This is a genomic window from Streptomyces sp. NPDC019531, from assembly GCF_044903305.1.
In the GTDB taxonomy this organism is placed as follows: Bacteria; Actinomycetota; Actinomycetes; order Streptomycetales; family Streptomycetaceae; genus Streptomyces.
Window position 1 is genome coordinate 20,511 of record NZ_JBJDQL010000005.1, and the last position, 20,256, is coordinate 40,766.

Here is a 20,256-nt window from a genome sequence, read left to right on the forward strand (position 1 = left end):
ACCCGTCCCGTCCCTGGGGGCTGCCCCCAGACCCCCGTCGGCCCTGAAGGGGCCTCGTCCTCAAACGCCCAACGGGCTGGAATCAGCCCCTCCGGCGTTTGAGGAGCGGGGGTCGAAGGGGGCGAAGGAAAACCCCGTCCGTCACATCGTCCCCGGAGTCACCATCCCCGACTCGTACGCCACGATGACCAATTGCGCCCGGTCCCGCACCCCCAGCTTCCCCATGATCCGGCTGACGTGCGTCTTCGCGGTCAGCGGGCTCAGGCCCAGCGCCTCGGCGATCTCCGTGTTGTTCAGGCCCCGCGCGACCAGGGCCAGCACCTCGCGCTCCCGGTCGGAGAGGCACTCGGGACCGTTGCCCGCCACCGGCATCGGCACGGACGGGCTGCGCAGGAACCGCTCGATCAGACGAGCCGTGGGCCCCGGTGACAGCAGGGCCTCGCCGGCCGCCACCGTGCGGATGGCGTCGAGGAGTTCGGCCGGGCGGGTGTCCTTCACCAGAAAGCCGGAGGCCCCCGCGCGCAGCGCCTCGACGATGTTCTCGTCGGTGTCGTAGGTGGTCAGGACCAGCACCCGCACCCCGGCGAGTTCCTCGTCGGCCGCGATGAGCCGGGTCGCCTCGATGCCGTCCAGGTCGGGCATGCGGATGTCCATCACCACCAGGTCGGGCCGCACTTCGCGGACCGCCCCCACGGCCTCTCGCCCGCTGGCCGCCTCTCCGACGACCTCCATGTCCCGCGCCGACTCGACGAGCATGGCGAACGCGGCCCGCACCAGGGTCTGGTCGTCGGCGAGCAGCACGCGAATGGTCATACGGTTCCCTCCCCCACGGTGAGCGGCAGCGCGGCCGTCACCTCGAAGCCGCCGTCAGGGCGTGGTCCGGCGTCGAGTGTGCCACCGAGACTGCGGGCCCGCTCCCGCATTCCGACCAGCCCGAAGCCGGGGGTGCCGCCGGGAGTTGGCCCGGTCCCGTCGTCGGTCACCGTCAGACGCAGGGCGCCCGGTTCGTCGTACAGCCTGAGGCGTACGGCGGGTTCGGGGCCCGCGTGCCGGACCGCGTTGGTCAGCGCCTCCTGGACGATCCGGTAGGCGGCCGCGCCGACGGCGGGCGGCGGTGAGGTGCGGACGCGCAGGTCCTGTTCGACGCGGGCGCCCGCGAGTCGTGCCGCCGCGACGAGGTCGGGCAGGCCGTCGAGGCCGGGCAGCGGGCCGCGGGTGTCGGGCAGTCCGTGTTCGCGCAGCACCTCCAGGGTCGTACGGAGTTCGCCGCGCGCGGTCCGGCAGGTCTCGGAGATGTCGTCGAGGGACTTGGCGACCGCCTCCCGGTCCAGGCGTTCGGGGTCGGCGGCCAGGACGTGTGCGGCGACGGAGGTCTGCACGCCGATCAGCGTGATGGTGTGGGCGAGCAGGTCGTGCAGGTCGCGGGCGATGCGCAGGCGTTCCTCGGCGACCCGGCGGCGGGCCTCCTCCTCGCGGGTGCGTTCCGCTTTCTCGGCCCGTTCGACGATCGCTCTGACGTACTCGCGGTAGTAGCGGACGTCGATGCCGCAGAACAGGACGGCGATGATCCAGCCGGAGATCCGCAGCAGTTCGACGGCCTGATGGGTGCTGACGGTGAGCATGACGCTCGTGGAGACACTGAGGACGGTGGCGCCCGTCAGGATCGTCCGCAGGGGACGGCCGGTGACGGCGACCGTGTAGAGGGCGACGTACGCGACCGGGGTGGGGGCGACGTGGTTGTAGTCGAGGGCGTGGTACGGCACGATCAGCGCCACCAGGGCGGCCAGCACGAGCAGCGGGCGCCGGCGCCGCCACACGATCGGCACATGGGCGGCGAGCAGCAGTGTCCAGCCGAGGGCGTCCGGGCGGCGGGCCTCGTCGGTGAACAGGCCGACGCACACGGCCACCACCGCCAGCACGCCGGCGAGCAGGGCGTCGTTGCGGGTGCCGTGCGGGGCGGTCCGCGGGTCGCGGTTGACCGCCGCCATGATCCGTTCCCCCGGGCGGGGCGTCGTGGTCTCCTGCACGGGGTCATCATCCGGGACTTCCGCGCGGAAGGCGCCCTTCCGGTAGGGAAGGGCGCCCATGAGCGGCCTTGTCACACGGGTTCCCGCTGGCGCTCGGCCCGTACGGGCGGCTCGGGCACCCGGGACAGCGGCCCCGGCCACCACACCTTCCGCCGCAGGGCGACGGCCGCGCTGGTGACCAGGTAGGTCCGCACGAGGAAGGTGTCGAGCAGTACCCCGACCGCGATCACGAAGCCCAGTTCGACGAGTTGGACCAGCGGCATGTTGGTGAGCACCGCGAAGGTGGCCGCGAGGACCAGGCCCGCCGAGGCGATGACCCCGCCGGTCGAGCGCAGCGCGGTGAGGGCGGCGTCGACGGGTTCGGCGCCGGCCAGGGACTCCTCGCGCATCCGGTGCATCAGGAAGATGCCGTAGTCGACACCGAGGGCGACCAGGAACACGAAGGACAGCAGCCCGAGCCCGGGATCGGTGCCCTCGAACCCGAACACCGGCCCGAAGACCAGTCCGCCGATACCGAGGGCGGCGCCCCATACGGCGACCACGGCGGCCACCAGGATCAGCGGCGCGACCAGCGACCTGAGCAGCACGATCAGGATCAGCAGCACGGAGACGAGAACGATCGGCACGACGATCGACCGGTCCCTGGCGTTGGTGTCCTTCAGGTCGATCTGCTGGGCGCTGGGCCCGCCGACGTACGACCCGTCGAGTCGGTCCCGCAGGGCCTCGATGGTCGCGGTCTCCCCCGCGGACTGGGGAGCGCTCTTCGCCATGACGACGATCTCGGTCCAGCCGTCTCCGGTACGGCCCCGCTGCGCGCTGTCGACTCCTTCGGTACCCCGAATCGCGGCGAGGGTGGCGTCGGCGCGGCCGGCCGGGGTGATGACGCTGATGGGCTGAGTCCCCTGCTCCGGATACGCCTCGGCCAGCGTCTCCATGGCGGCGACCGCGTCGGGCTTGCTGGTGAAGGAGTCCTCCTGCTTGATGCTGCCGGGCAGGTTCAGCACGCCCAGCGCGAGCGCCCCGAGCAGCACGGCACCGCCGGCCAGCACGGTGAGCGGCCGCCGCCCGGCCGAGCTGCCCATCGCGGCGAACAGCGACCGGCGGACCTTGGGCGTGCTGCCGTAGCGCGGGACGAGCGGCCAGAAGACCCGGCGGCCGAGCAGTACCAGGACCGCGGGCAGCAGCGTCATCATCGCGGCGAGCGCGACCAGCACCCCGACCGTCCCCAACGGCCCCATTCCGCGGCTGCTGTTGAGGTCGGCGGCGAGCAGACACAGCAGGCCCGCGGCCACGGTCCCGGAGGAGGCGAGCACGGCGGGCCCGCAGCCCTTCAGCGCGGCCGCCATGGCGTCGTACGGCCGCTCGGTCCGCCGTAGCTCCTCCCGGTACCGGGAGACCAGCAGCAGCGCGTAGTCGGTGCCCGCGCCGAACACGAGGATCGTCATGATGCCGGAGCTCTGACCGGTCACGGAGGTCCCGAAGCCCTGGTTGAGCCCGTAGGCGACGGCCCGCGCCAGGAACTCCGACATGCCCGCGACCCCGAGCGGCACCAGCCACAGGAACGGACTGCGGTAGATGACGATCAGCAGCAGGGCGACGACTCCGGCGGTGGTGTAGAGCAGCGGCCCGCCGAGCGAGTTGTAGACCTCGGCGGCGTCGGTGGCGAGGGCCCCTTCGCCACCGACCTCGACACCGAGCCCGGCCCCGCCCTCGGCGATGTCCCGCACATCGTTGACGAGCCGGTCGCGGGCCTTCTCGTCCGTGCCCGGCTCGGTGCTGGCGACGGGATACATCACGGTGGTCCCGTCCTTGGACGGAATGCCCTGCGGCTCGGCGGTGAGCGTGTGCGCGTCCGCGATCCGCCCGATCTGCTCGGCGGCGGTGGCCCTGTCCTTCGCGGTCAGCCCGCCGTCCCGGTGATAGACGACGACCATCTGTGTGGCCTCGCCTCCGGGCAGCCGGTCCTGGATCTTCGCGACCTGCGTCGAGTCGGCACTCGCCGGCAGATAGTCCGTGGCCCGGTCCCGCTGCACGTCGGCGAGCTTCGCCGCGAACGGCGACACCGCCGCCAGCAGGACGATCCACAACCCCAGCACAAGCCAGGGCACGGCCCGTCGCCGTGTGCTCATCTTTACGGCCCCCATCGACGGGCCTCCCTCCGGGTCGGGTGTCTGGGTCGGTTCCAGACTCCCGGCGGGCAGGGGGCGAATCGTCGGGCGTGAGGGCGAGTTGGGGGTTACTGCCGGGGGTGGTCCGACAGCCGGCGTTACTCCCCCGGGAGTATCAGGACGGTGTCCGGGCCGCCGCCAGCAGCCTCGTCACGTCGTCCGCGCAGATCGTCAGGGCCGTGCCCACCGTCGAGAGGGCGTCGCGCTCCGCCGGGGTGTAGGGGCCGTCCGCGAGGGCGATGCGGGCCGCCTGGAGGAGGATCGACTCGCGGCCCGCGGGGGCGAGGTGGGGGGCGAGGGGGTCGAGGGCCTCGTGGAGCTCTATGGCGAGGCCGGCTCCGCAGGGGCGGTCGTGGAGACGGCCGGTGTCCTGGGCGAGGGCCTCGACGAGGGCCTCCAGCTGGTCCTCCGTGCAGTCGTCGAAGCCTGCCGCGCGGACCGTGACGGCCGCGGCCTCCAGGGAGGTACGGGAGCAGGTGCCGCCCGCCGCGAGGACCGCGAGGGCGACCGTGTGGACGGCGTCGCGGAGCATCGCGGAGAAGCGGGTCGTGGTGGGGTGGTCGAGGACGTCCGTGCCGAAGTGGCGCTGACACGCCGCGCACTCCACCACCGGGCCGGTGTCGCCGCGCGGCAGAACCGGGACGCCGAGCAGCGTGAAGCGGCGACGGCCGTTCAGGCGCTGGTAGTTGCGGTCGCCCCCGCAGCCGGGGCAGAAGAACTCGCCGTCGCCGACGGTGGTCCACGCGGTTCGGGTGCCCAGGAGGCGCGCAGGCCTGGTGGCACGGCCGTTTCGTCCCCGTCCTGGCAGCACGTCACACCTCCGCGTAACCCCGCGGCAACATCGCCGCGCTTGCGTGATGTTAGCCACATCCATGAGGCGGAGTCAGCACCCCTGACGAGACCTGCTCGTGACCTCCACGGCCCGATGGCCGATAAACGACGGGGCCTTGATCGCCGTATACAGCGACCAAGGCCCCGAAACCGCCGGTCAGAGGGATTATCGGGCCGCGCGGTTGACGGCCGAGACGACCGCCTTCAGTGACGCACGCGTCGTGTTCGCGTCGATGCCGATTCCCCAGAGAACCTTGCCGTCGATCGCGCATTCGATGTAGGAGGCGGCCTGCGCGGAGGCGCCCTCGCTCATGGTGTGCTCCTGGTAGTCCAGCAGCCGGGCGTCCACGCCCACCTTCTGCAGCGCGTCGAAGAAGGCCGAGATCGGGCCGTTGCCCGAACCGGTCAGGACCGTGTCCTCGCCGTCGAGCGTCGCCTCGACCCGCAGCGTGTCCACGCCGTCGGTGTCCGTCGTCGACTGGCCGTTCCTGACCTGGATACGACCCCACGGGTTCTCGGGGTTCGGCAGGTACTCGTCCTGGAAGGTCGCCCAGATGTCGGAGCCGGTGACCTCGCCGCCCTCGGCGTCCGTCTTGGCCTGGATGATCTTCGAGAACTCGATCTGCATCCGGCGGGGCAGGTCCAGCTTGTGGTCGTTCTTCAGGACGTACGCGATACCGCCCTTGCCGGACTGCGAGTTGACCCGGATGACCGCCTCGTAGGAGCGGCCGACGTCCTTCGGGTCGATCGGCAGGTACGGCACCGCCCACTCGATGTCGTCGACGGTGACGCCCTTCGCGGCCGCGTCGGCCTCCATGGCGTCGAAGCCCTTCTTGATGGCGTCCTGGTGGGAGCCGGAGAAGGACGTGTAGACCAGGTCGCCCACGTACGGGTGGCGCGGGTGGACCTCCATCTGGTTGCAGTACTCCCACGTACGACGGATCTCGTCGATGTCGGAGAAGTCGATCTGCGGGTCGACGCCCTGGGAGAAGAGGTTCATGCCCAGGGTCACCAGGTCGACGTTGCCGGTGCGCTCGCCCTGTCCGAACAGGCAGCCCTCGACGCGGTCGGCGCCGGCCATCAGGGCGAGTTCGGCGGCGGCGACCGCCGTACCGCGGTCGTTGTGCGGGTGGATGGAGATGACGACGTGCTCGCGGCGGGAGATGTTGCGGCTCATCCACTCGAAGCGGTCGGCGTGGGTGGAGGGGGTCGAACGCTCCACCGTGGCGGGCAGGTTGAGGATGATCTCGCGGCCCGGACCCGGCTGGTAGACGTCCATCACCGCCTCGCAGACCTCCAGCGCGAAGTCCAGCTCGGTGTCGGTGAAGATCTCGGGGCTGTACTGGTAGCCGAACTCCGTCTCGGGGCCCAGCAGCTTCTCCGCGTACTCCATCACCAGGCGGGTGCCGTCGACGGCGATCTGCTTGATGTCGTCCTTGGAGCCACGGAAGACGACCCGGCGGAACACGGGCGCGGTGGCGTTGTACAGATGGACGGTCGCCCGCTTGGCGCCCTTCAGGGACTCCACCGTGCGCTCGATCAGGTCCTCGCGGGCCTGGGTCAGTACGGAGATGGTGACGTCGTCCGGGATCGCGCCCGGCTCCTCGACGATCGACCGCACGAAATCGAAGTCGGTCTGGCCGGACGCCGGGAACCCGACCTCGATCTCCTTGTAGCCCATCTTGACCAGCTGGTCGAACATCCGGCGCTTGCGCTCGGGCGACATCGGGTCGATCAGTGCCTGGTTGCCGTCACGCAGGTCGGTGGAGAGCCAGCGGGGTGCGACGGTGATCCGCTGGTTCGGCCAGGTGCGGTCCGGGATGTCGACCTGCTCGTACTGGCCGTACTTGTGGATCGGCATGGTGCTGGGCTGCTGGCGGTTCGCCATGATTGCGGGGCTCCTCAGGATGTCCGGAAAGGACGGCCGACACGCAACGCGAAGCTCCGCGGGGAGGGAGTCGACCTGGACTACAGGCCCTCGCCGCGGCAGCTAAGAAGAAGCAGCCCGAAACGCATGATGCGCAGAATGCTAGCGGAGCCGCTCTCCGTGCGGGGCGCCGTATCAGTATGCGGGACCAGGGGAGCAAAGAGGACAAAAAGTGCGCTATACCACTTCGTCACGGAGCGTGCGCTACCTGTCCGCATATTTCACCAATCATGGTTGCGGCTAGTGACACGGTCATGACTCAGTGCAAGGGTGCCGGGCATGACGACCAACGGGGGCTTCGAGCCCGTCTTCTGCACCGTCATTCCGCCGCATGTCCTCGACAAGCTGGCCCGGAACGACGATCCCGCACTCTCCGGTCCCGCCCAGCGCACCTTGATGCGCGACAGCGAGCTGCGCGGCCGCCGCCGCGTCACCACCGAGTTCGGCCTCGCGGCCGCGCCGACGGCGAAGGCACCGTCGGACCAGCCGCTGCGCACCATCCACGACGCCGGGCACAAGACCGACCTGCCGGGCACGAAGGTCCGCGCCGAGGGCTCGGACCCCGGCCAGGACGCCACCGTCAACCGCGCCTACGCCGGCCTCGGCGCCACCTTCGACCTCTATCTGAAGGCCTACACCCGCCACTCGATCGACGGCGACGGCCTCCCGCTCGACGCGACCGTCCACTTCGACGAGAACTACAACAACGCCTTCTGGAACGGCGAGCAGATGGTGTTCGGCGACGGCGACGGCGAGATCTTCCTCGACTTCACCATCCCGATCGACGTGATCGGCCACGAGCTGACCCACGGCGTCACCCAGTACACGGCGAACCTGACCTACTACGGCCAGCCCGGCGCCCTGAACGAGTCGATGTCCGACGTCTTCGGCTCGCTCATCAAGCAGTACACGCTCGGCCAGACCGCCGCCGAGGCCGACTGGCTGATCGGCGCGGGCCTGCTCGCGCCCAGCGTCTCCGGCAAGGCCCTGCGCTCGATGAAGGAGCCGGGCAGCGCGTACGACGACGACGTGCTCGGCAAGGACCCGCAGCCCGCGACCATGGACGACTACGTCCGCACAGGCCGCGACAACGGCGGCGTCCACATCAACTCCGGCATCCCCAACCACGCGTTCTACCTGGTCGCGACTGCCCTCGGCGGCCATGCCTGGGAGAAGGCGGGACAGATCTGGTACGACGTCCTGACCGGCGGCGAACTCTCGGACCGGGCCCTGTTCACCGACTTCGCGAAGCTCACGGTCGCGGCGGCGAAGGCCCGCTTCAACGAAGGCGAAGAACTCCAGGCCGTGTCGAAGGCCTGGGAGCAGGTCGGGGTGCGGATCCTCTGAGTCCGTACTAGACAGGGACCCATGCGTATTCAGGTGCGGCGCACGGGCGGTTTCGCGGGCATCGAGCGGCACAAGGTGGTCGACACCTCGGGGCTGCCCGATGCCCACGAATGGCACGCCCTGGCCGAGAAGGCTCTCGCCGCCGGCCGGGGCACCCGGCCCATCGGGGTTCCGGACGGCTTCAGTTACGAGATCACCGTGGACGGGAGGACGGTGTACGCGGCCGATCCCCGGCTGACGGAAGAGCAACGGAAACTGATCTCGAAGGTGCTCAAAGAGGGCGCTTAGCTGGTTGTTCACGCCCGCCCGTTGACTTCCCTACCCGCCGGTACCGATGATCCGGCGCATGGCGACTCAAGAGCATCCGATCCCCCAGTTCCCGGCCGGCTTCCTGTGGGGTGTCTCGACCTCGGCCCATCAGATCGAGGGCGCGGCGGACGAGCGCGAGCGGTCCGTGTGGGACGCCTTCACGGCCGAGCCGGGCCGGGTCAAGGACGACTCGACGGCGGCGGTGGCCTGCGACCACTACCACCGCTACCGCGAGGACGTGTCCCTGCTGGCCGGCCTGGGCGTGGACGCGTACCGCTTCTCGATCTCCTGGCCGCGCGTCCGGACGGCCAAGGGCCTCGACTTCTACGACCGTCTCGTGGACGAGCTGGTCGCGGCGGGCGTACGTCCGGTCCCGACCCTCTTCCACTGGGACCTGCCGGTCACACTGGACTGGCTGGAGCGGGACACGGCTTCCCGGTTCGCCGAGTACGTGTCCCTCGTGGCCGATCGTCTCGGCGACCGCGTCAAGAAGTGGATCACCATCAACGAGCCCGCCGAACACACCCTGTTCGGGCACGCGTTGGGCGCCCACGCCCCGGGCAAGCAGCTGATGTTCGACGCGCTGCCCGCCGCCCACCACCAGCTCCTGGGCCACGGTCTGGCCGTACAGGCACTGCGCGCGGCCGGTGCCACGGACATCGGCATCGCCAACTCGCACGGCCCGACATGGCCGGCCTCCCGGAACCAACCCGACCTGGAGGCGGCCGACTTCTATGACCTGCTCCTGAACCGGCTGTTCGCCGAGCCGGTCCTGCTGGGTGAATACCCCTCAGGACTGGGAGACTTGATGCCGGGCGACGTCGCCGCCGACCTCAAAATCATCGGCGAACCGCTCGACTTCTACGGCGTCAACTACTACGCCCCGACCCGGGTGGGCGCCCCGCAGGGCGAGGACATCGAGTTCGGCGGTCTGACGATCCCCGCCGAACTCCCCTTCTCCGTCCGGGAGATCGAGAACGTCCCGGTGACGGACTTCGGCTGGCCGGTGGTCCCGGAGGGGCTCACCGAACTCCTCACCGGCATGCGCGAGCGCTACGGCGACCGGCTCCCGCCCGTCGTCATCACCGAGAACGGCTGCTCGTACGAGGGGATCGACGACCAGGACCGGATCGCCTACCTGGACGGCCACATCCGCGCCCTGCACAAGGCGGTCGAGGCGGGCGTGGACATACGCGGGTACTTCGTGTGGTCGCTGATGGACAACTTCGAGTGGGCGGAGGGGTACGCGCGGCGGTTCGGGCTGGTCCACGTCGATTTCGAGACGCTGGCCAGGACCCCGAAGGCGTCGTACGAGTGGTACGGGAACCTGCTCCGGGCCCAGAGGTGAGCACAGCTGGCTCGGAGCCCGTCGAGCGGGTCGGCAAGGGCTGGACAGCGTCCCTGTCGCTGGCCAACGTGGCGATCTGGGTGGGCTGGTACGGCCCGCTGCAGATCCTTTTGGCCCGGCAGGCCGAGGACTTCGCGCCCGGCACCGGCATGTCGAAGGAGACCCTGCTGGCCTGGGTGACCGGCGTGGGCGCGGTGGTGTCCCTGGCGGCGAACCCGTTCTTCGGCGCCCTGTCGGACCGGACCACGGCCCGCTGGGGCCGCCGCAGCCCCTGGATCGTGGCCGGTGCGGCGGGCGGCGCGCTGTCGTTGCTGCTGCTCGCGGGCGCGGACGGCCTGTGGCTGATGACGCTCGGCTGGTGTCTGGTCCAGCTCACCCTGAACGCGGCCTTCGCGGCGGTGACGGCGGCCGTGCCGGACCGGGTGCCGCGGCTCCAGCGGGGCGCGGTGGGCGGCTGGATCGGGGCGGCGCAGATCCTCGGCGCGGTCGTCGGCACGGGCCTGGCGACCGCGGCGGGCGGGATCGCGGCGGGCTATGCGGCGTGCGGGGTGTTCGCGCTGGCGGGTGTGCTGCCGTACGTGCTCCGCCACCGCGACCTCAGACTCTCGGCCACGGACCGGCCGCCCTGGTCCTGGCGTGCGTTCGCGCGCGGCTTCTGGCTGAGCCCGCGCCGCCACCCTGACTTCGCCTGGGCCTGGCTGACCCGCTTCCTGATCAACCTCAGCAACGCCCTGGTGATCCTCTACCTCCTCTACTACCTGCGGGACCGCCTCCACCACGACGACCCCGAGCAGGGCGTCCTGATCCTCACGGCGGTGGACAGCGTGGCGCTGCTGGCCACGGTGGTGGTGGGCGGCGTCTGGTCGGACCGGGTGGGCCGCCGCAAACCCTTCGTCCGCTGGTCGGGAGTGCTGATGGCGGCCGCCACGGCCCTGCTCGCCGTCTGGCAGACCTGGCCGAGCACGATCGTCGTGGCGGCACTGCTGGGGGTCGGCCTGGGGGTGTTCATGTCGGTGGACTTCGCCTTGATGACGGACGTCCTGCCCACTGCGTCGGACCGCGGCAAGGACTTGGGCGTCATCAACGTGGCGAACGCCCTGCCGCAGGTGGCCGCCCCCGCCGTGGCGGCACCGATCGTCACACACCTAGGGGGGTACCGGGCGCTGTACGGGTTGGCGGCGGCGGTGGGTTTGGCGGGGGCGATACTGGTCGGCCGTATAAGAGGCGTCGACTAGGTCTCCCCAGGGGCGCGGGGCTGTATCGATTTGCGGCTCCGCCGCGTGGGTGCGACCAGGCAGAGCTACAGCGCCCCTGCCTCCCTCGCGGCATACACCGACGGATACACCGGCCGATACCCCAACTCCCGCCGAATCCGCTCCGTGGACGTAATCACCAGCCACGGATCGGGGTCGACCCGCTCGTACAACTCGGCCGGCACCTCAACCCCGTTGAGCTGATGCAACTCCACCGCCGTCACAGGCGCATCGTCGGCGATGTTGTACACCCGCCCCGCGATCCCCGGCGCATACAGAATCCGCAGCAACCCCTGGGCGACGTCAACGTGATGCCCCATCTGGAGCCGCTGGGCCGACGCCCAGTTCTTCGCCCACATCAGGGACTGCGCGAGATGCGGATCCCCCTCGCCGTACACGAAGGGCAGCCGCCCGACCCGCACATCGAGCCCCTCCAGCGCGAACAGCTCCCGCTCGGCCTCCGCCTTGGACGCGGGATAGGCGCCCCACATCGAACCGCCGGGCCGGCTCTCGTCGTCCTCGGTCAGCGGACGCCCCCGCCCCTCTCCGTACACCAGCCCGGTGCTGACCTGCACGAACCGCCGAACGCCGGAGGCCACCGCGGCCCGCCCCAGCTCCACGGCCGCGTCCCGGTTGACGGCCCACGCCTCCTCGTCCGGCACCCCACGGAACGCCGCGGCGACGTTCACGACCGCGTCGGCCCCGGCGACGGCCTTGCCGAGTGCCTCGGTGTCGCGGAGATCGCCCACGACGACCTCGGCGCCGAGTGCGGCGAAGGGCTCACCGCGCGCGGCGTCCCGCACCAGCACCCGTACCTGCTCCCCCGGTCGGGACTGCGCCAGCAGCCTCGGTACGAAGCGCCGGCCGACCTGTCCCGTCGTACCTGTCACCAATGTCAGCATGTGCTGCTCCTCTCGTCCCGACCAGCGTGGAGCGGCCGCGCACGCACCGGGAGAGACCTCTTGATCGGGGGATCGGCAGTCCCTGGATAAGCCGGGCGGGGTGCCGCACGCTGGAGGGGTGAACCGAGCCGAACTCGCCGACTTCCTGCGCCGTGGCCGCGCCCGGCTGAACCCGTCCGACGTGGGTCTTGCGCCGGGCACCCGGCGTCGTACGCCCGGTCTGCGCAGGGAGGAGGTGGCGCAGCTGGCGGGCATGTCGGTGGACTACTACACCCGTCTCGAACAGTCCCGGGGTCCGCGCCCCTCCCGTCAGATGCTGACGGCGCTGGCCCGCGCGCTGCGCCTGGCCGATGTGGAGCAGGACCACCTGTTCCATCTGGCCGGCGAGGAGCCGCCGCGGCGCGAGACGGCGTCGGCGCATGTCCGGCCGGGGCTGCTGCTGATCCTGGACCGGCTGCACGACACCCCGGCGCAGGTGGTGAACGACTGCGGTGAGGTGCTGGCGCAGAACGCGATGGCCAGGGCCCTGGTGGGTGACGTGATGTCCCGCCCGCGGCGCGAGCGCAATCTGACCCGCCTCTTCTTCCTGGACCCGACCGCGCGCACGCTGTTCCCCGAGGAGGACCTCGCGGACCACGCGCGCACCCAGGTCGCCACGCTGCGCGCGGTGGCCGCGGCCCGCCCCGACGACCCGGAACCGGCCGCGCTGGTGGCCGAACTCCGGTCGTCCAGCGCGGAGTTCGCCCGCCTGTGGGACGAGCACGAGGTGTTCCAGCGCAACAGGGCCACGAAGCGCTTCGTGCACCCCGTGGTCGGCCTACTGGAAGTCGACTGCGAGGTCATGGTCAGCCACGAACACCACCACCTCCTGGTCGTCCACACGGCCCGCCCGGGAACGGAGTCGTACGAACGCCTGCAACTGCTGAGGGTGATCGGCCTGCAGGACCTGGCCCCGCACGAGGCGACCCCCTAGAACCCCAGCTTCCGCAACTGCCGAGGATCCCGCTGCCAGTCCTTCGCCACCTTCACATGGAGGTCCAAGCTGCATCAATGTGCGGCTACCGCCGCGCGGCCGGCGTGCCGAGGAGCGCCTCGACCTGCTTGCGGCTCTTGATACCGACCTCCTTCAGGCGCTTGCGCAGACGGCCACCGCCATGAACCCCCACCCACCCTGCTCAGAACCCCAACTTCCGCAACTGCCGAGGATCCCGCTGCCAGTCCTTCGCCACCTTCACATGGAGGTCCAAGTAGACCGGCGTGCCGAGGAGCGCCTCGATCTGCTTGCGGCTCTTGATGCCGACCTCCTTCAGGCGCTTGCCCTTGGGGCCGATGATGATGCCCTTCTGGCTGGGGCGCTCGATGTAGACGAAGGCGTGGATGTCGAGGAGGGGCTTGTCGGCGGGGCGGTCCTCACGGGGGAGCATCTCCTCGACGACCACCGCGATGGAGTGCGGGAGCTCGTCGCGGACGCCCTCCAGGGCCGCCTCGCGGATGAGCTCGGCGATCATGACCTGCTCGGGCTCGTCCGTGAGGTCGCCCTCGGGGTAGAGCGCAGGACCTTCGGGGAGCATCGGGATCAGCAGGTCCGCCAGCAGGTCGACCTGCTTGTTCGCGGTCGCCGACACCGGGACGATCTCCGCCCACTCGATACCGAGCTCCCTGCCCAGCTGGTCGATGGCGATGAGCTGCTCGGCGAGCGTCTTGGAGTCGACGAGGTCCGTCTTCGTGACGATCGCGACCTTCGGGGACTTCTTGATCCCCGCCAGCTCCTTCGCGATGAAACGGTCACCGGGCCCGAGCTTCTCGTTCGCCGGCAGACAGAAGCCGATCACGTCGACCTCGGCCCACGTGGTGCGTACGACGTCGTTCAGCCGCTCGCCGAGCAGCGTGCGCGGCTTGTGAAGGCCGGGGGTGTCGACCAGGATCAGCTGAGCCTCCGGCCGGTGCACGATCCCACGGACCGTGTGCCGCGTCGTCTGCGGCTGGTTCGCGGTGATCGCCACCTTCTGGCCGACCAGAGCGTTCGTGAGGGTGGACTTGCCCGCGTTGGGGCGGCCCACGAAGCAGGCGAAGCCGGCGCGGTGGGGTGCCTCGGACGAGGCCGACGGCTCGGATGACTGACTACGAACGCTCATGCGGCCCATTCTCCCTGATCCACAGAGCTCCGCCGCACCGTGAGGTTTCGGTAACCCGCAGGCAACGAAACGTCACGGAAACACGGCTGTACGCGTCCGGAAACGCACGCCGGTGACCCTCTGACGAGCCCCCACCTCGTTGGAGACCCCCATGCCTCTCGCCGCGCAAGGCATCGACACCGGCGACACCGCCTGGCTGCTCGCCGCCACCGCCCTCGTCCTGCTGATGACCCCGGGCCTCGCCCTGTTCTACGGCGGCATGGTCCGCACGAAGAGCGTCCTCAACATGCTGATGATGAGCTTCGTGTCGATCGCCCTGGTCACGGTGGTGTGGCTGGCGGCCGGATACTCACTGGCCTTCGGGGACGACATCGGCGCCGGCCTCATCGGCGGGCTGGAGCACGCCGGTATGGGCGGCCTCGGCCCGGACAGCGTCCAGGGCACCGTTCCGACCCTCCTCTTCGCCACCTTCCAGCTCACGTTCGCGATCATCACGGCGGCCCTGATCAGCGGCGCGATCGCAGACCGCGCGAAGTTCGGGGCATGGCTGGTGTTCGTCCCCGTCTGGGCACTCCTCGTATACGTTCCCGTCGCCCACTGGGTGTGGGGCCCCGGCGGCTGGATCCTGGACAGGCTCGGCGCGCTCGACTTCGCGGGCGGTCTGCCCGTCGAGATCACCTCCGGCGCCTCCGGTCTCGCCCTCGCGCTGGTCCTCGGCCCGCGGCTGGGATTCAAGAAGGACGCCATGCGCCCGCACAACCTCCCCATGGTCGTCCTGGGCGCGGGCCTGCTCTGGTTCGGCTGGTTCGGCTTCAACGCGGGCTCGGCCCTCGGCGCCAACGGCCTCGCCGCCGCGGCCTTCCTCAACACCCTCGCGGCAGGCTGCACGGGCCTGCTCGGCTGGCTCTTCGTGGAGCAGAAGCGCGACGGCCACCCCACCACCCTGGGCGCCGCGTCCGGTGCCGTGGCCGGCCTGGTCGCGATCACCCCGTCCTGCGGCTCGGTCTCCCTCCTCGGCGCACTCGTCGTCGGCCTCGCCGCCGGTGTCGTCTGCTCGTACGCCGTCGGCTGGAAGTTCAAGCTGGACTACGACGACTCGCTCGACGTCGTCGGCGTCCACCTGGTCGGCGGAGTCATCGGCACGCTCCTGATCGGCGTCTTCGCGGTCGAGTCGATGACCGGTGGCGCCGAGGGCCTCCTGTACGGCGGCGGGCTCGCTCAGCTCGGCAAGCAGCTCGTGGCCGTGGTCGCCGTGGGGACGTACGCCTTCGTGGTGACGTACGGCATCGGGAAGCTGATCGACCGGACGATGGGTTTCCGGGCCGACGAGGAGCACGAGCACACCGGCCTGGACCTTACGGTGCACGCCGAGACCGCATACGATCACGGCGTCCTGGGCCACGGCGCCCCGGTCAGCGCGTCCTCCGTCCCCTCAGCCCAGAAGGTCAAGACCCAGGCATGAAGCTCATCACCGCGATCGTCAAGCCGTACCGCCTCGACGAGGTCAAGACCGCCCTCCAGGAACTCGGCGTGCACGGCCTGACCGTGACCGAGGCCAGCGGCTACGGCCGGCAACGCGGCCACACCGAGGTGTACCGCGGCGCCGAGTACCAGGTCGACCTGGTCCCCAAGGTCCGTATCGAGGTGGTCGTCGACGACGCCGACTCGGACGCGGTCATCGACGCGATCGTCAAGGCCGCCCAGACGGGCAAGATCGGCGACGGCAAGGTGTGGGCACTGCCGGTGGAGACCGTCGTACGGGTGAGGACGGGTGAGCGCGGGCCCGACGCGCTCTGAGATGGGCGGCGGGTGGTACGTACTCGTTGAGCGGAACCAGGGGCACAGCGACAGCAACTGGCTGCTGAAGGACAAGATCCATGTGGAGGGCGGCCGGGAACAGGCGCTGGCGCGCGCCGAGGAGTTGAGCCTCTCCCTCCCGGGGGCCCTCTGGCGCGCCGAGGAGTACGGCCACCTCGTGTTCCGGACCTCTGAGACGAGCTGGCTGCTGGAGTTCACCACCGAGGCGTGGCACGCGGACTGGGACAAGCCGCACACCTTCACCGAGTACGCCCGTCTGACCGTCGCCGAGCTCGTCGCCTCGAAGGAACCCCCTCCCGCGCAGCGCCCCGCGTCGAAGAAAGGCGTTTTGCGCCGCGCCCTGGGCCGTGACTAGACGACCGGTGTCCGCGCCCGCCGCGCCCTGACGAACAGCACCGTCCCCACGGCGGCCGCCGCCCCCAGCACCACCGCGACCAGCCACGGCAACGCGAAGAAGGACGCGCCCGCCGACTCCCGCGTGTCCTTGGCGCTTGCCGTCAACTTCACGTCGCCCCAGTCGAGTTGGGGCGCCCCACTCCACGGCTCGCTCAGTCGCACCCGCTGCCCCGGCAGCAACTCCCCCGGAATCCTGGCGAGTTCGCGGGCCAGCAGCGTCCGCCCGAACAACCCCGTCGCCCGCAGCTCCACCTTCGGGTCGAGCGTCACGTTGCCGGTGTTGCGCAGGGTGTACGAGATCGTCGCGCCGCTGTCCCCCAACCCAGGTACCAGCGGCTGGTGATGGCTGACGCGGACGTCCTCGACGGCGATCGCCGGCACGGTCGGTCCACCCACCCGCAGATAGATCCTCGCGGCGACGGCCCGCTGCACACCGAGCGCCACGGCGCCGTCGCCCTTGTCGATCCGCTCGTCCAGTGCCACCAACGCACCGGGATGGTCGCCCGGTTCCGCGCCCTCGGGCACCGTCAGCGTGAAGGGCACGGTGACCTTGCCGTGCGCGGGGACGGTCACCCGGGACTTCGCGGGCTTCGCCCAGGCACCCACCCCGCGCTGCTTCTCCGCGACCGTGCGCACGGCGAAACCGCCGTCGCGGGCGGTGTTGTAGGCGTCGGCGGCGTAGAGCCGGAAGGTCAGCGGCTCGCCGGTCTTGTTGGTGACGACCACCTTGTCATCGATGCTCTGGCCGGGGTCCGCGGAGAGATAGAAGTAGGGCCGCGCGGCGATCTGGGACGCGGCCGGATAGACGGACCAGCTGCCGTTGTCGGCGGCGTACGCGGGCGCGGTGGCCGTGACCAGGAACAGGCTCAGGAGGAGGACGTACAGCTTGCGCATGGGTGCGGACCCCCACGGTGGTGAGAAGGACGGACGGGCGGGTGCGGGCGCCCGTACGGTCAGCTGAGCGTGAGAGTGAGAACGCCGGAGTACGTGCCCACGGGCGTGAACGCCGGTACGTTCAGGGAGAGTCCGGCGTCCACGGTGAACTCACCGCCGGTGAGCGTGGAGTTGGGGGTGGACGCGAGGGTCGCCCCGGAGGATCCGACCGTGCCGGCGGAACCGGCCTGGCAGGTGCTCGGGCTGCCCGCCTTGGTGGCGCAGTCGGGGCTCCAGCTCAGCGCACCGGCGTCGATCTTGGCGCCGGGGCCGGTGAAGTCGGTGACCTTGCCGGTGAGGGACCAGCCGGCCGGGCCGCCGCGGAAGTCCTGGACGGTCACCGTGTTGAGGTCACCGGTCGAGGCTCCGCCCTTGCCGTAGTCCACCGCCGAGAGGCTGACGGTGTCCCCGGTCTGGGACATGGACAGGGTGCCCGCCTTCACTGTGGTGGTGACCTTCTGGCTGCCGTCCGGGACGGGCGTGTCGTCGATGACGACGTACGCCTTGGGCCCGGTGCCCTTGGCGTCGCTCCACGCGCTGCCCTCGTACGCCACGACACCGGTCGTCGTCTTGTCGTTGACGACGAGCGAGCCGCTGAAGGCGCCCGAGGAGTCGGCGGTCGCGGTGGCCGTGTCCGCGGTCTGGGCGGCGCCGGCCCGCCCGGCCAGGGTGACCGTCGCGCCCGGGGTGAACTTGCTGCCGGTGACGGTGACGCTGTCACCGGGCTTCCCGGAGGCCGAACCCAGCGTGATGTCCCGCTCGTTGACGGGGTTCGCGTCCGTCGCGGTCACCGTCTCGGAGACCGGGGCGGGCGGGTTCGTCACCGTGCAGGGGGTGTCCAGTTCGAGGATGTAGCTGGTGTGGATGTTGTAGTCGCCGGGCGCGAGGGTGATCGCGCCGGGTGCGGTGACCTTGAAGGTGCCGGTCATGGAGAACGAGGGGAAGGCGCCGTTGCCGGGCACCGGGTCGTTCTTCTTGGGTCCGGCGACCGTCACGGCACCGGTCTGGGCGCCGCCGAGGGTGACCTTTCCGGTCGGCGTCATGATGTCGGCGGGCAGCGCGATCGCCGTGGGGTTGCTGGCGGCGGGCTTGACCACCGTGTAGGTCACGGTGACGGTGTCGCCCACCTTGGGGCTGGTGTTGTCCACGGCGATGTTGGCCGTCGTGGTGCCGTCGATCGGCGGGATGCCCGCGACCGCGGGCGGGATGCAGTGCGTGGCGAAGTCCACGTTGGTGGCGGCACCGGCCGGACAGGCCAGTGCGCCGCTCGCGGTGACCGCGAGCGCGGTCGCCCCGAGCAACGAAGCCCAGTGACGTCTTCGGGTTGTCGAACCCATGGGTTGCCCCCTCTCTTCTGCGCTCACTGGGGGCATTGATGTGTGGATCGCGTGAGAAGTCAATGGAGCCGCCGCAGAAATCTGACGATTCATCAGTTTCCGCGGCGGCGTTGAGGGTTGCTCAGTCGAACACGAACGGCCCCGGCGACTGCGGTCCGGTCGCCGTGCAGGTGACGGTAATCCCGAAGACGACGATCTGCAGCGAACCGCCGTACGACTCCAGGCTGTCGCCGGAGGCCACGGTGCCGTTGAGCGGACCGACGGTGACGGGGTCGCCGGCCGCGATGGCGGGGTTCTCCGTGCCGGTGAAGGTGGTGGTGCCGCCGTTCGCGTTCACGAAGGTGAGGGTCGAGGCGATCGAGTCCTCGTCGAGCGCGAGCGGCGCGTTGATCGCCGAGGTGACGGTGACGGTGGCGGCGGTGCCGTCCTGGGTGGCGGTGAGAGTGGCCTCGCCGCTGCCGTAGATGCCACAGTCCGCGTCGATGGTCGCGGTGTCCGGTGTGACGGCCAGGGCGGCGGGCGCGAACGCGAGCCCGGCGGCCGCGAGCGTGCCGACCACCAGTGCCGCACCGGTACTTATGCGCTTGCCTTTCATGGAATCCGGTTCCCTTCCCGTGGTGGGGACTGCCATGTGGGGATGGACGGGGGGTGCATCCCGACGGACGGCCGGCGATCACGGGCGTGGTGCGGTACGCCTCGCGAGCTGGAATCTGACGGTCCGTCGGAATTTCCGGTTCCATTGATGCGCGTGGGACGACGAACGGCAAGCCGGAATTCCGGCCAAGTGTTACCGGGGGTATCAGCCAGCGGTCACGGTACTCCGCACGGCGCCGTCGGGCCCCGCCAGCAGTACCGGGGTCTGCGACCCGCCCAGGTCCCGGACAGCGGCCAGGTCCTGTGCGGAGGCCGATTCCGCATCCGTCACCACAGCGGCCGCCTCCAGCGACTTCGCCCCGGACGCCACCGCCATGGCCACCGCCGTCCGCAGCGCGCTCAGCTTCAGGGACGCCAGCTCGACGGTCCCGGCCACATAGGTCCGCCCGGTGTCGTCCCGTACGGCCGCCCCCTCGGCCACCCCGTTCCGGGCCCGGGCCGAACGGGCCAGGGTGACGATCTTGCGGTCCTCGGGGTCAAGCGCACTGTTGTCGGTCATGACAGGAGCATACGAAGCGGGACCCCCACGACACCGCCACGGGGTACGCCACCCGCCGGGAACACCGTCGGCCAAGCGACACCGGGGCCGGGGGCACCGCCGCCGGGGGCCGACCACGGCTGAGGGCACCGCCCTCCGGAGGACCAACCACGACTGGGCACACCGCCCCCGGAGGACCAACAGCGGCTGGGGGCACCGCCTCCGGAGGACCGACTACGGCTGAGGACACCGCCCTCCCGGGGGACCAACCACGGTTTGGGGGCACCGCCCTCCCGGGGGACCAACCACGACTGGGCACACCGCCCCCGGAGGACCAACAGCGGCTGGGGGCACCGCCTCCGGAGGACCGACTACGGCTGAGGACACCGCCCT

Annotated in this window: 19 protein-coding genes; 8 read left to right on the top strand and 11 right to left on the bottom strand. The window is 70.6% G+C overall.

The genetic code is table 11. The features are described 5' to 3' along the window. Positions 1–141: 141 nt before the first annotated feature. From ACI2L1_RS08090 to leuA, 5 genes are all read right to left on the bottom strand, one after another. On the bottom strand, positions 142–813 hold the full coding sequence (locus ACI2L1_RS08090; protein ID WP_404738477.1) for a response regulator: 672 nt from the start codon (positions 811–813) through the stop codon (positions 142–144). Continuing rightward, positions 810–2,087, bottom strand: a complete 1,278-nt coding sequence (locus ACI2L1_RS08095; RefSeq protein WP_404738708.1) for a sensor histidine kinase — start codon at positions 2,085–2,087, stop codon at positions 810–812. The genes ACI2L1_RS08090 and ACI2L1_RS08095 overlap by 4 nt, the downstream gene beginning before the upstream one ends. An 11-nt stretch (positions 2,088–2,098) precedes the next feature. After that, a complete protein-coding gene (locus ACI2L1_RS08100) occupies positions 2,099–4,171 on the bottom strand; it encodes an MMPL family transporter (protein WP_404738478.1) in 2,073 nt (690 codons plus the stop codon). 139 nt (positions 4,172–4,310) lie between these two features. Then, positions 4,311–5,006: a TerB family tellurite resistance protein gene (locus ACI2L1_RS08105; protein ID WP_404738479.1), complete on the bottom strand. Its 696-nt coding sequence runs from the start codon at positions 5,004–5,006 to the stop codon at positions 4,311–4,313. A 186-nt stretch (positions 5,007–5,192) separates the two neighbouring features. Next, complete coding sequence (leuA, locus tag ACI2L1_RS08110; RefSeq protein ID WP_404738480.1) at positions 5,193–6,914, bottom strand: 2-isopropylmalate synthase; 1,722 nt, start codon at positions 6,912–6,914, stop codon at positions 5,193–5,195. Between the two features lie 318 nt (positions 6,915–7,232). Here leuA and ACI2L1_RS08115 point away from each other — a divergent pair, with 318 nt between their 5' ends. Genes ACI2L1_RS08115 through ACI2L1_RS08130 form a run of 4 tightly spaced genes read left to right on the top strand, consistent with a single transcriptional unit; the run spans position 7,233 to position 11,192 of the window. After that, positions 7,233–8,300, top strand: coding sequence for a M4 family metallopeptidase (locus ACI2L1_RS08115; protein ID WP_404738481.1), 1,068 nt, complete (start codon positions 7,233–7,235; stop codon positions 8,298–8,300). 21 nt (positions 8,301–8,321) lie between these two features. Beyond that, positions 8,322–8,588 (top strand): protealysin inhibitor emfourin, encoded by a 267-nt coding sequence (locus tag ACI2L1_RS08120; protein ID WP_404738482.1) that lies wholly within the window; start codon positions 8,322–8,324, stop codon positions 8,586–8,588. Between the two features lie 58 nt (positions 8,589–8,646). Further along, complete coding sequence (locus ACI2L1_RS08125; protein ID WP_404738483.1) at positions 8,647–9,957, top strand: GH1 family beta-glucosidase; 1,311 nt, start codon at positions 8,647–8,649, stop codon at positions 9,955–9,957. Further along, positions 9,954–11,192, top strand: a complete 1,239-nt coding sequence (locus tag ACI2L1_RS08130; RefSeq protein ID WP_404738484.1) for an MFS transporter — start codon at positions 9,954–9,956, stop codon at positions 11,190–11,192. Before ACI2L1_RS08125 ends, ACI2L1_RS08130 begins: the two co-directional genes overlap by 4 nt. A 65-nt stretch (positions 11,193–11,257) precedes the next feature. On the opposite strand, the gene ACI2L1_RS08135 is transcribed toward ACI2L1_RS08130, so the two are convergent. Then, positions 11,258–12,112, bottom strand: a complete 855-nt coding sequence (locus tag ACI2L1_RS08135; protein ID WP_404738485.1) for an NAD-dependent epimerase/dehydratase family protein — start codon at positions 12,110–12,112, stop codon at positions 11,258–11,260. Between the two features lie 118 nt (positions 12,113–12,230). Here ACI2L1_RS08135 and ACI2L1_RS08140 point away from each other — a divergent pair, with 118 nt between their 5' ends. Next, on the top strand, positions 12,231–13,085 hold the full coding sequence (locus ACI2L1_RS08140; protein WP_404738486.1) for a helix-turn-helix transcriptional regulator: 855 nt from the start codon (positions 12,231–12,233) through the stop codon (positions 13,083–13,085). A 202-nt stretch (positions 13,086–13,287) separates the two neighbouring features. Here the strand turns inward: ACI2L1_RS08140 and era are convergent, their stop codons facing one another. Then, a complete protein-coding gene (era, locus tag ACI2L1_RS08145) occupies positions 13,288–14,256 on the bottom strand; it encodes a GTPase Era (RefSeq protein ID WP_404738487.1) in 969 nt (322 codons plus the stop codon). 142 nt (positions 14,257–14,398) lie between these two features. Between era and ACI2L1_RS08150 the strand changes: the two genes are divergently transcribed. The 3 genes from ACI2L1_RS08150 to ACI2L1_RS08160 are packed head-to-tail and all read left to right on the top strand — an operon-like array spanning position 14,399 to position 16,420. Next, positions 14,399–15,709 (top strand): ammonium transporter, encoded by a 1,311-nt coding sequence (locus tag ACI2L1_RS08150; RefSeq protein WP_404738488.1) that lies wholly within the window; start codon positions 14,399–14,401, stop codon positions 15,707–15,709. Next, complete coding sequence (locus ACI2L1_RS08155) at positions 15,706–16,044, top strand: P-II family nitrogen regulator (protein WP_404738489.1); 339 nt, start codon at positions 15,706–15,708, stop codon at positions 16,042–16,044. The genes ACI2L1_RS08150 and ACI2L1_RS08155 overlap by 4 nt, the downstream gene beginning before the upstream one ends. Beyond that, a complete protein-coding gene (locus ACI2L1_RS08160; protein WP_404738490.1) occupies positions 16,019–16,420 on the top strand; it encodes a hypothetical protein in 402 nt (133 codons plus the stop codon). Before ACI2L1_RS08155 ends, ACI2L1_RS08160 begins: the two co-directional genes overlap by 26 nt. On the opposite strand, the gene ACI2L1_RS08165 is transcribed toward ACI2L1_RS08160, so the two are convergent. From ACI2L1_RS08165 to ACI2L1_RS08180, 4 genes are all read right to left on the bottom strand, one after another. After that, entirely contained in the window at positions 16,417–17,355 is a 939-nt protein-coding gene (locus tag ACI2L1_RS08165; protein WP_404738491.1) for a WxL protein peptidoglycan domain-containing protein, read from the bottom strand. The genes ACI2L1_RS08160 and ACI2L1_RS08165 overlap by 4 nt on opposite strands. 59 nt (positions 17,356–17,414) lie before the next feature. Continuing rightward, positions 17,415–18,731, bottom strand: coding sequence for a beta-xylosidase (locus tag ACI2L1_RS08170; RefSeq protein WP_404738492.1), 1,317 nt, complete (start codon positions 18,729–18,731; stop codon positions 17,415–17,417). A 121-nt stretch (positions 18,732–18,852) separates the two neighbouring features. Next, positions 18,853–19,326 carry a hypothetical protein gene (locus ACI2L1_RS08175; protein ID WP_404738493.1) on the bottom strand — a complete coding sequence of 158 codons (474 nt, stop codon included), beginning with the start codon at positions 19,324–19,326 and terminating at the stop codon, positions 18,853–18,855. A 204-nt stretch (positions 19,327–19,530) separates the two neighbouring features. Further along, positions 19,531–19,884 (bottom strand): cytidine deaminase, encoded by a 354-nt coding sequence (locus ACI2L1_RS08180; protein WP_404738494.1) that lies wholly within the window; start codon positions 19,882–19,884, stop codon positions 19,531–19,533. Positions 19,885–20,256 lie beyond the last annotated feature (372 nt).

Bases quoted from the DNA above. Each gene is read 5' to 3' on its own strand.
- ACI2L1_RS08095 (WP_404738708.1), bottom strand. From the start codon at position 2,087: ATGGGCGCCCTTCCCTACCGGAAGGGCGCCTTCCGCGCGGAAGTCCCG.
- ACI2L1_RS08125 (WP_404738483.1), top strand. From the start codon at position 8,647: ATGGCGACTCAAGAGCATCCGATCCCCCAGTTCCCGGCCGGCTTCCTG.
- ACI2L1_RS08155 (WP_404738489.1), top strand. From the start codon at position 15,706: ATGAAGCTCATCACCGCGATCGTCAAGCCGTACCGCCTCGACGAGGTC.
- ACI2L1_RS08120 (WP_404738482.1), top strand. From the start codon at position 8,322: ATGCGTATTCAGGTGCGGCGCACGGGCGGTTTCGCGGGCATCGAGCGG.
- ACI2L1_RS08090 (WP_404738477.1), bottom strand. From the start codon at position 813: ATGACCATTCGCGTGCTGCTCGCCGACGACCAGACCCTGGTGCGGGCC.
- ACI2L1_RS08100 (WP_404738478.1), bottom strand. From the start codon at position 4,171: ATGGGGGCCGTAAAGATGAGCACACGGCGACGGGCCGTGCCCTGGCTT.
- ACI2L1_RS08170 (WP_404738492.1), bottom strand. From the start codon at position 18,731: ATGGGTTCGACAACCCGAAGACGTCACTGGGCTTCGTTGCTCGGGGCG.
- leuA (WP_404738480.1), bottom strand. From the start codon at position 6,914: ATGGCGAACCGCCAGCAGCCCAGCACCATGCCGATCCACAAGTACGGC.
- ACI2L1_RS08150 (WP_404738488.1), top strand. From the start codon at position 14,399: ATGCCTCTCGCCGCGCAAGGCATCGACACCGGCGACACCGCCTGGCTG.
- ACI2L1_RS08115 (WP_404738481.1), top strand. From the start codon at position 7,233: ATGACGACCAACGGGGGCTTCGAGCCCGTCTTCTGCACCGTCATTCCG.
- ACI2L1_RS08175 (WP_404738493.1), bottom strand. From the start codon at position 19,326: ATGAAAGGCAAGCGCATAAGTACCGGTGCGGCACTGGTGGTCGGCACG.
- ACI2L1_RS08180 (WP_404738494.1), bottom strand. From the start codon at position 19,884: ATGACCGACAACAGTGCGCTTGACCCCGAGGACCGCAAGATCGTCACC.
- ACI2L1_RS08165 (WP_404738491.1), bottom strand. From the start codon at position 17,355: ATGCGCAAGCTGTACGTCCTCCTCCTGAGCCTGTTCCTGGTCACGGCC.
- ACI2L1_RS08135 (WP_404738485.1), bottom strand. From the start codon at position 12,112: ATGCTGACATTGGTGACAGGTACGACGGGACAGGTCGGCCGGCGCTTC.
- era (WP_404738487.1), bottom strand. From the start codon at position 14,256: ATGGGCCGCATGAGCGTTCGTAGTCAGTCATCCGAGCCGTCGGCCTCG.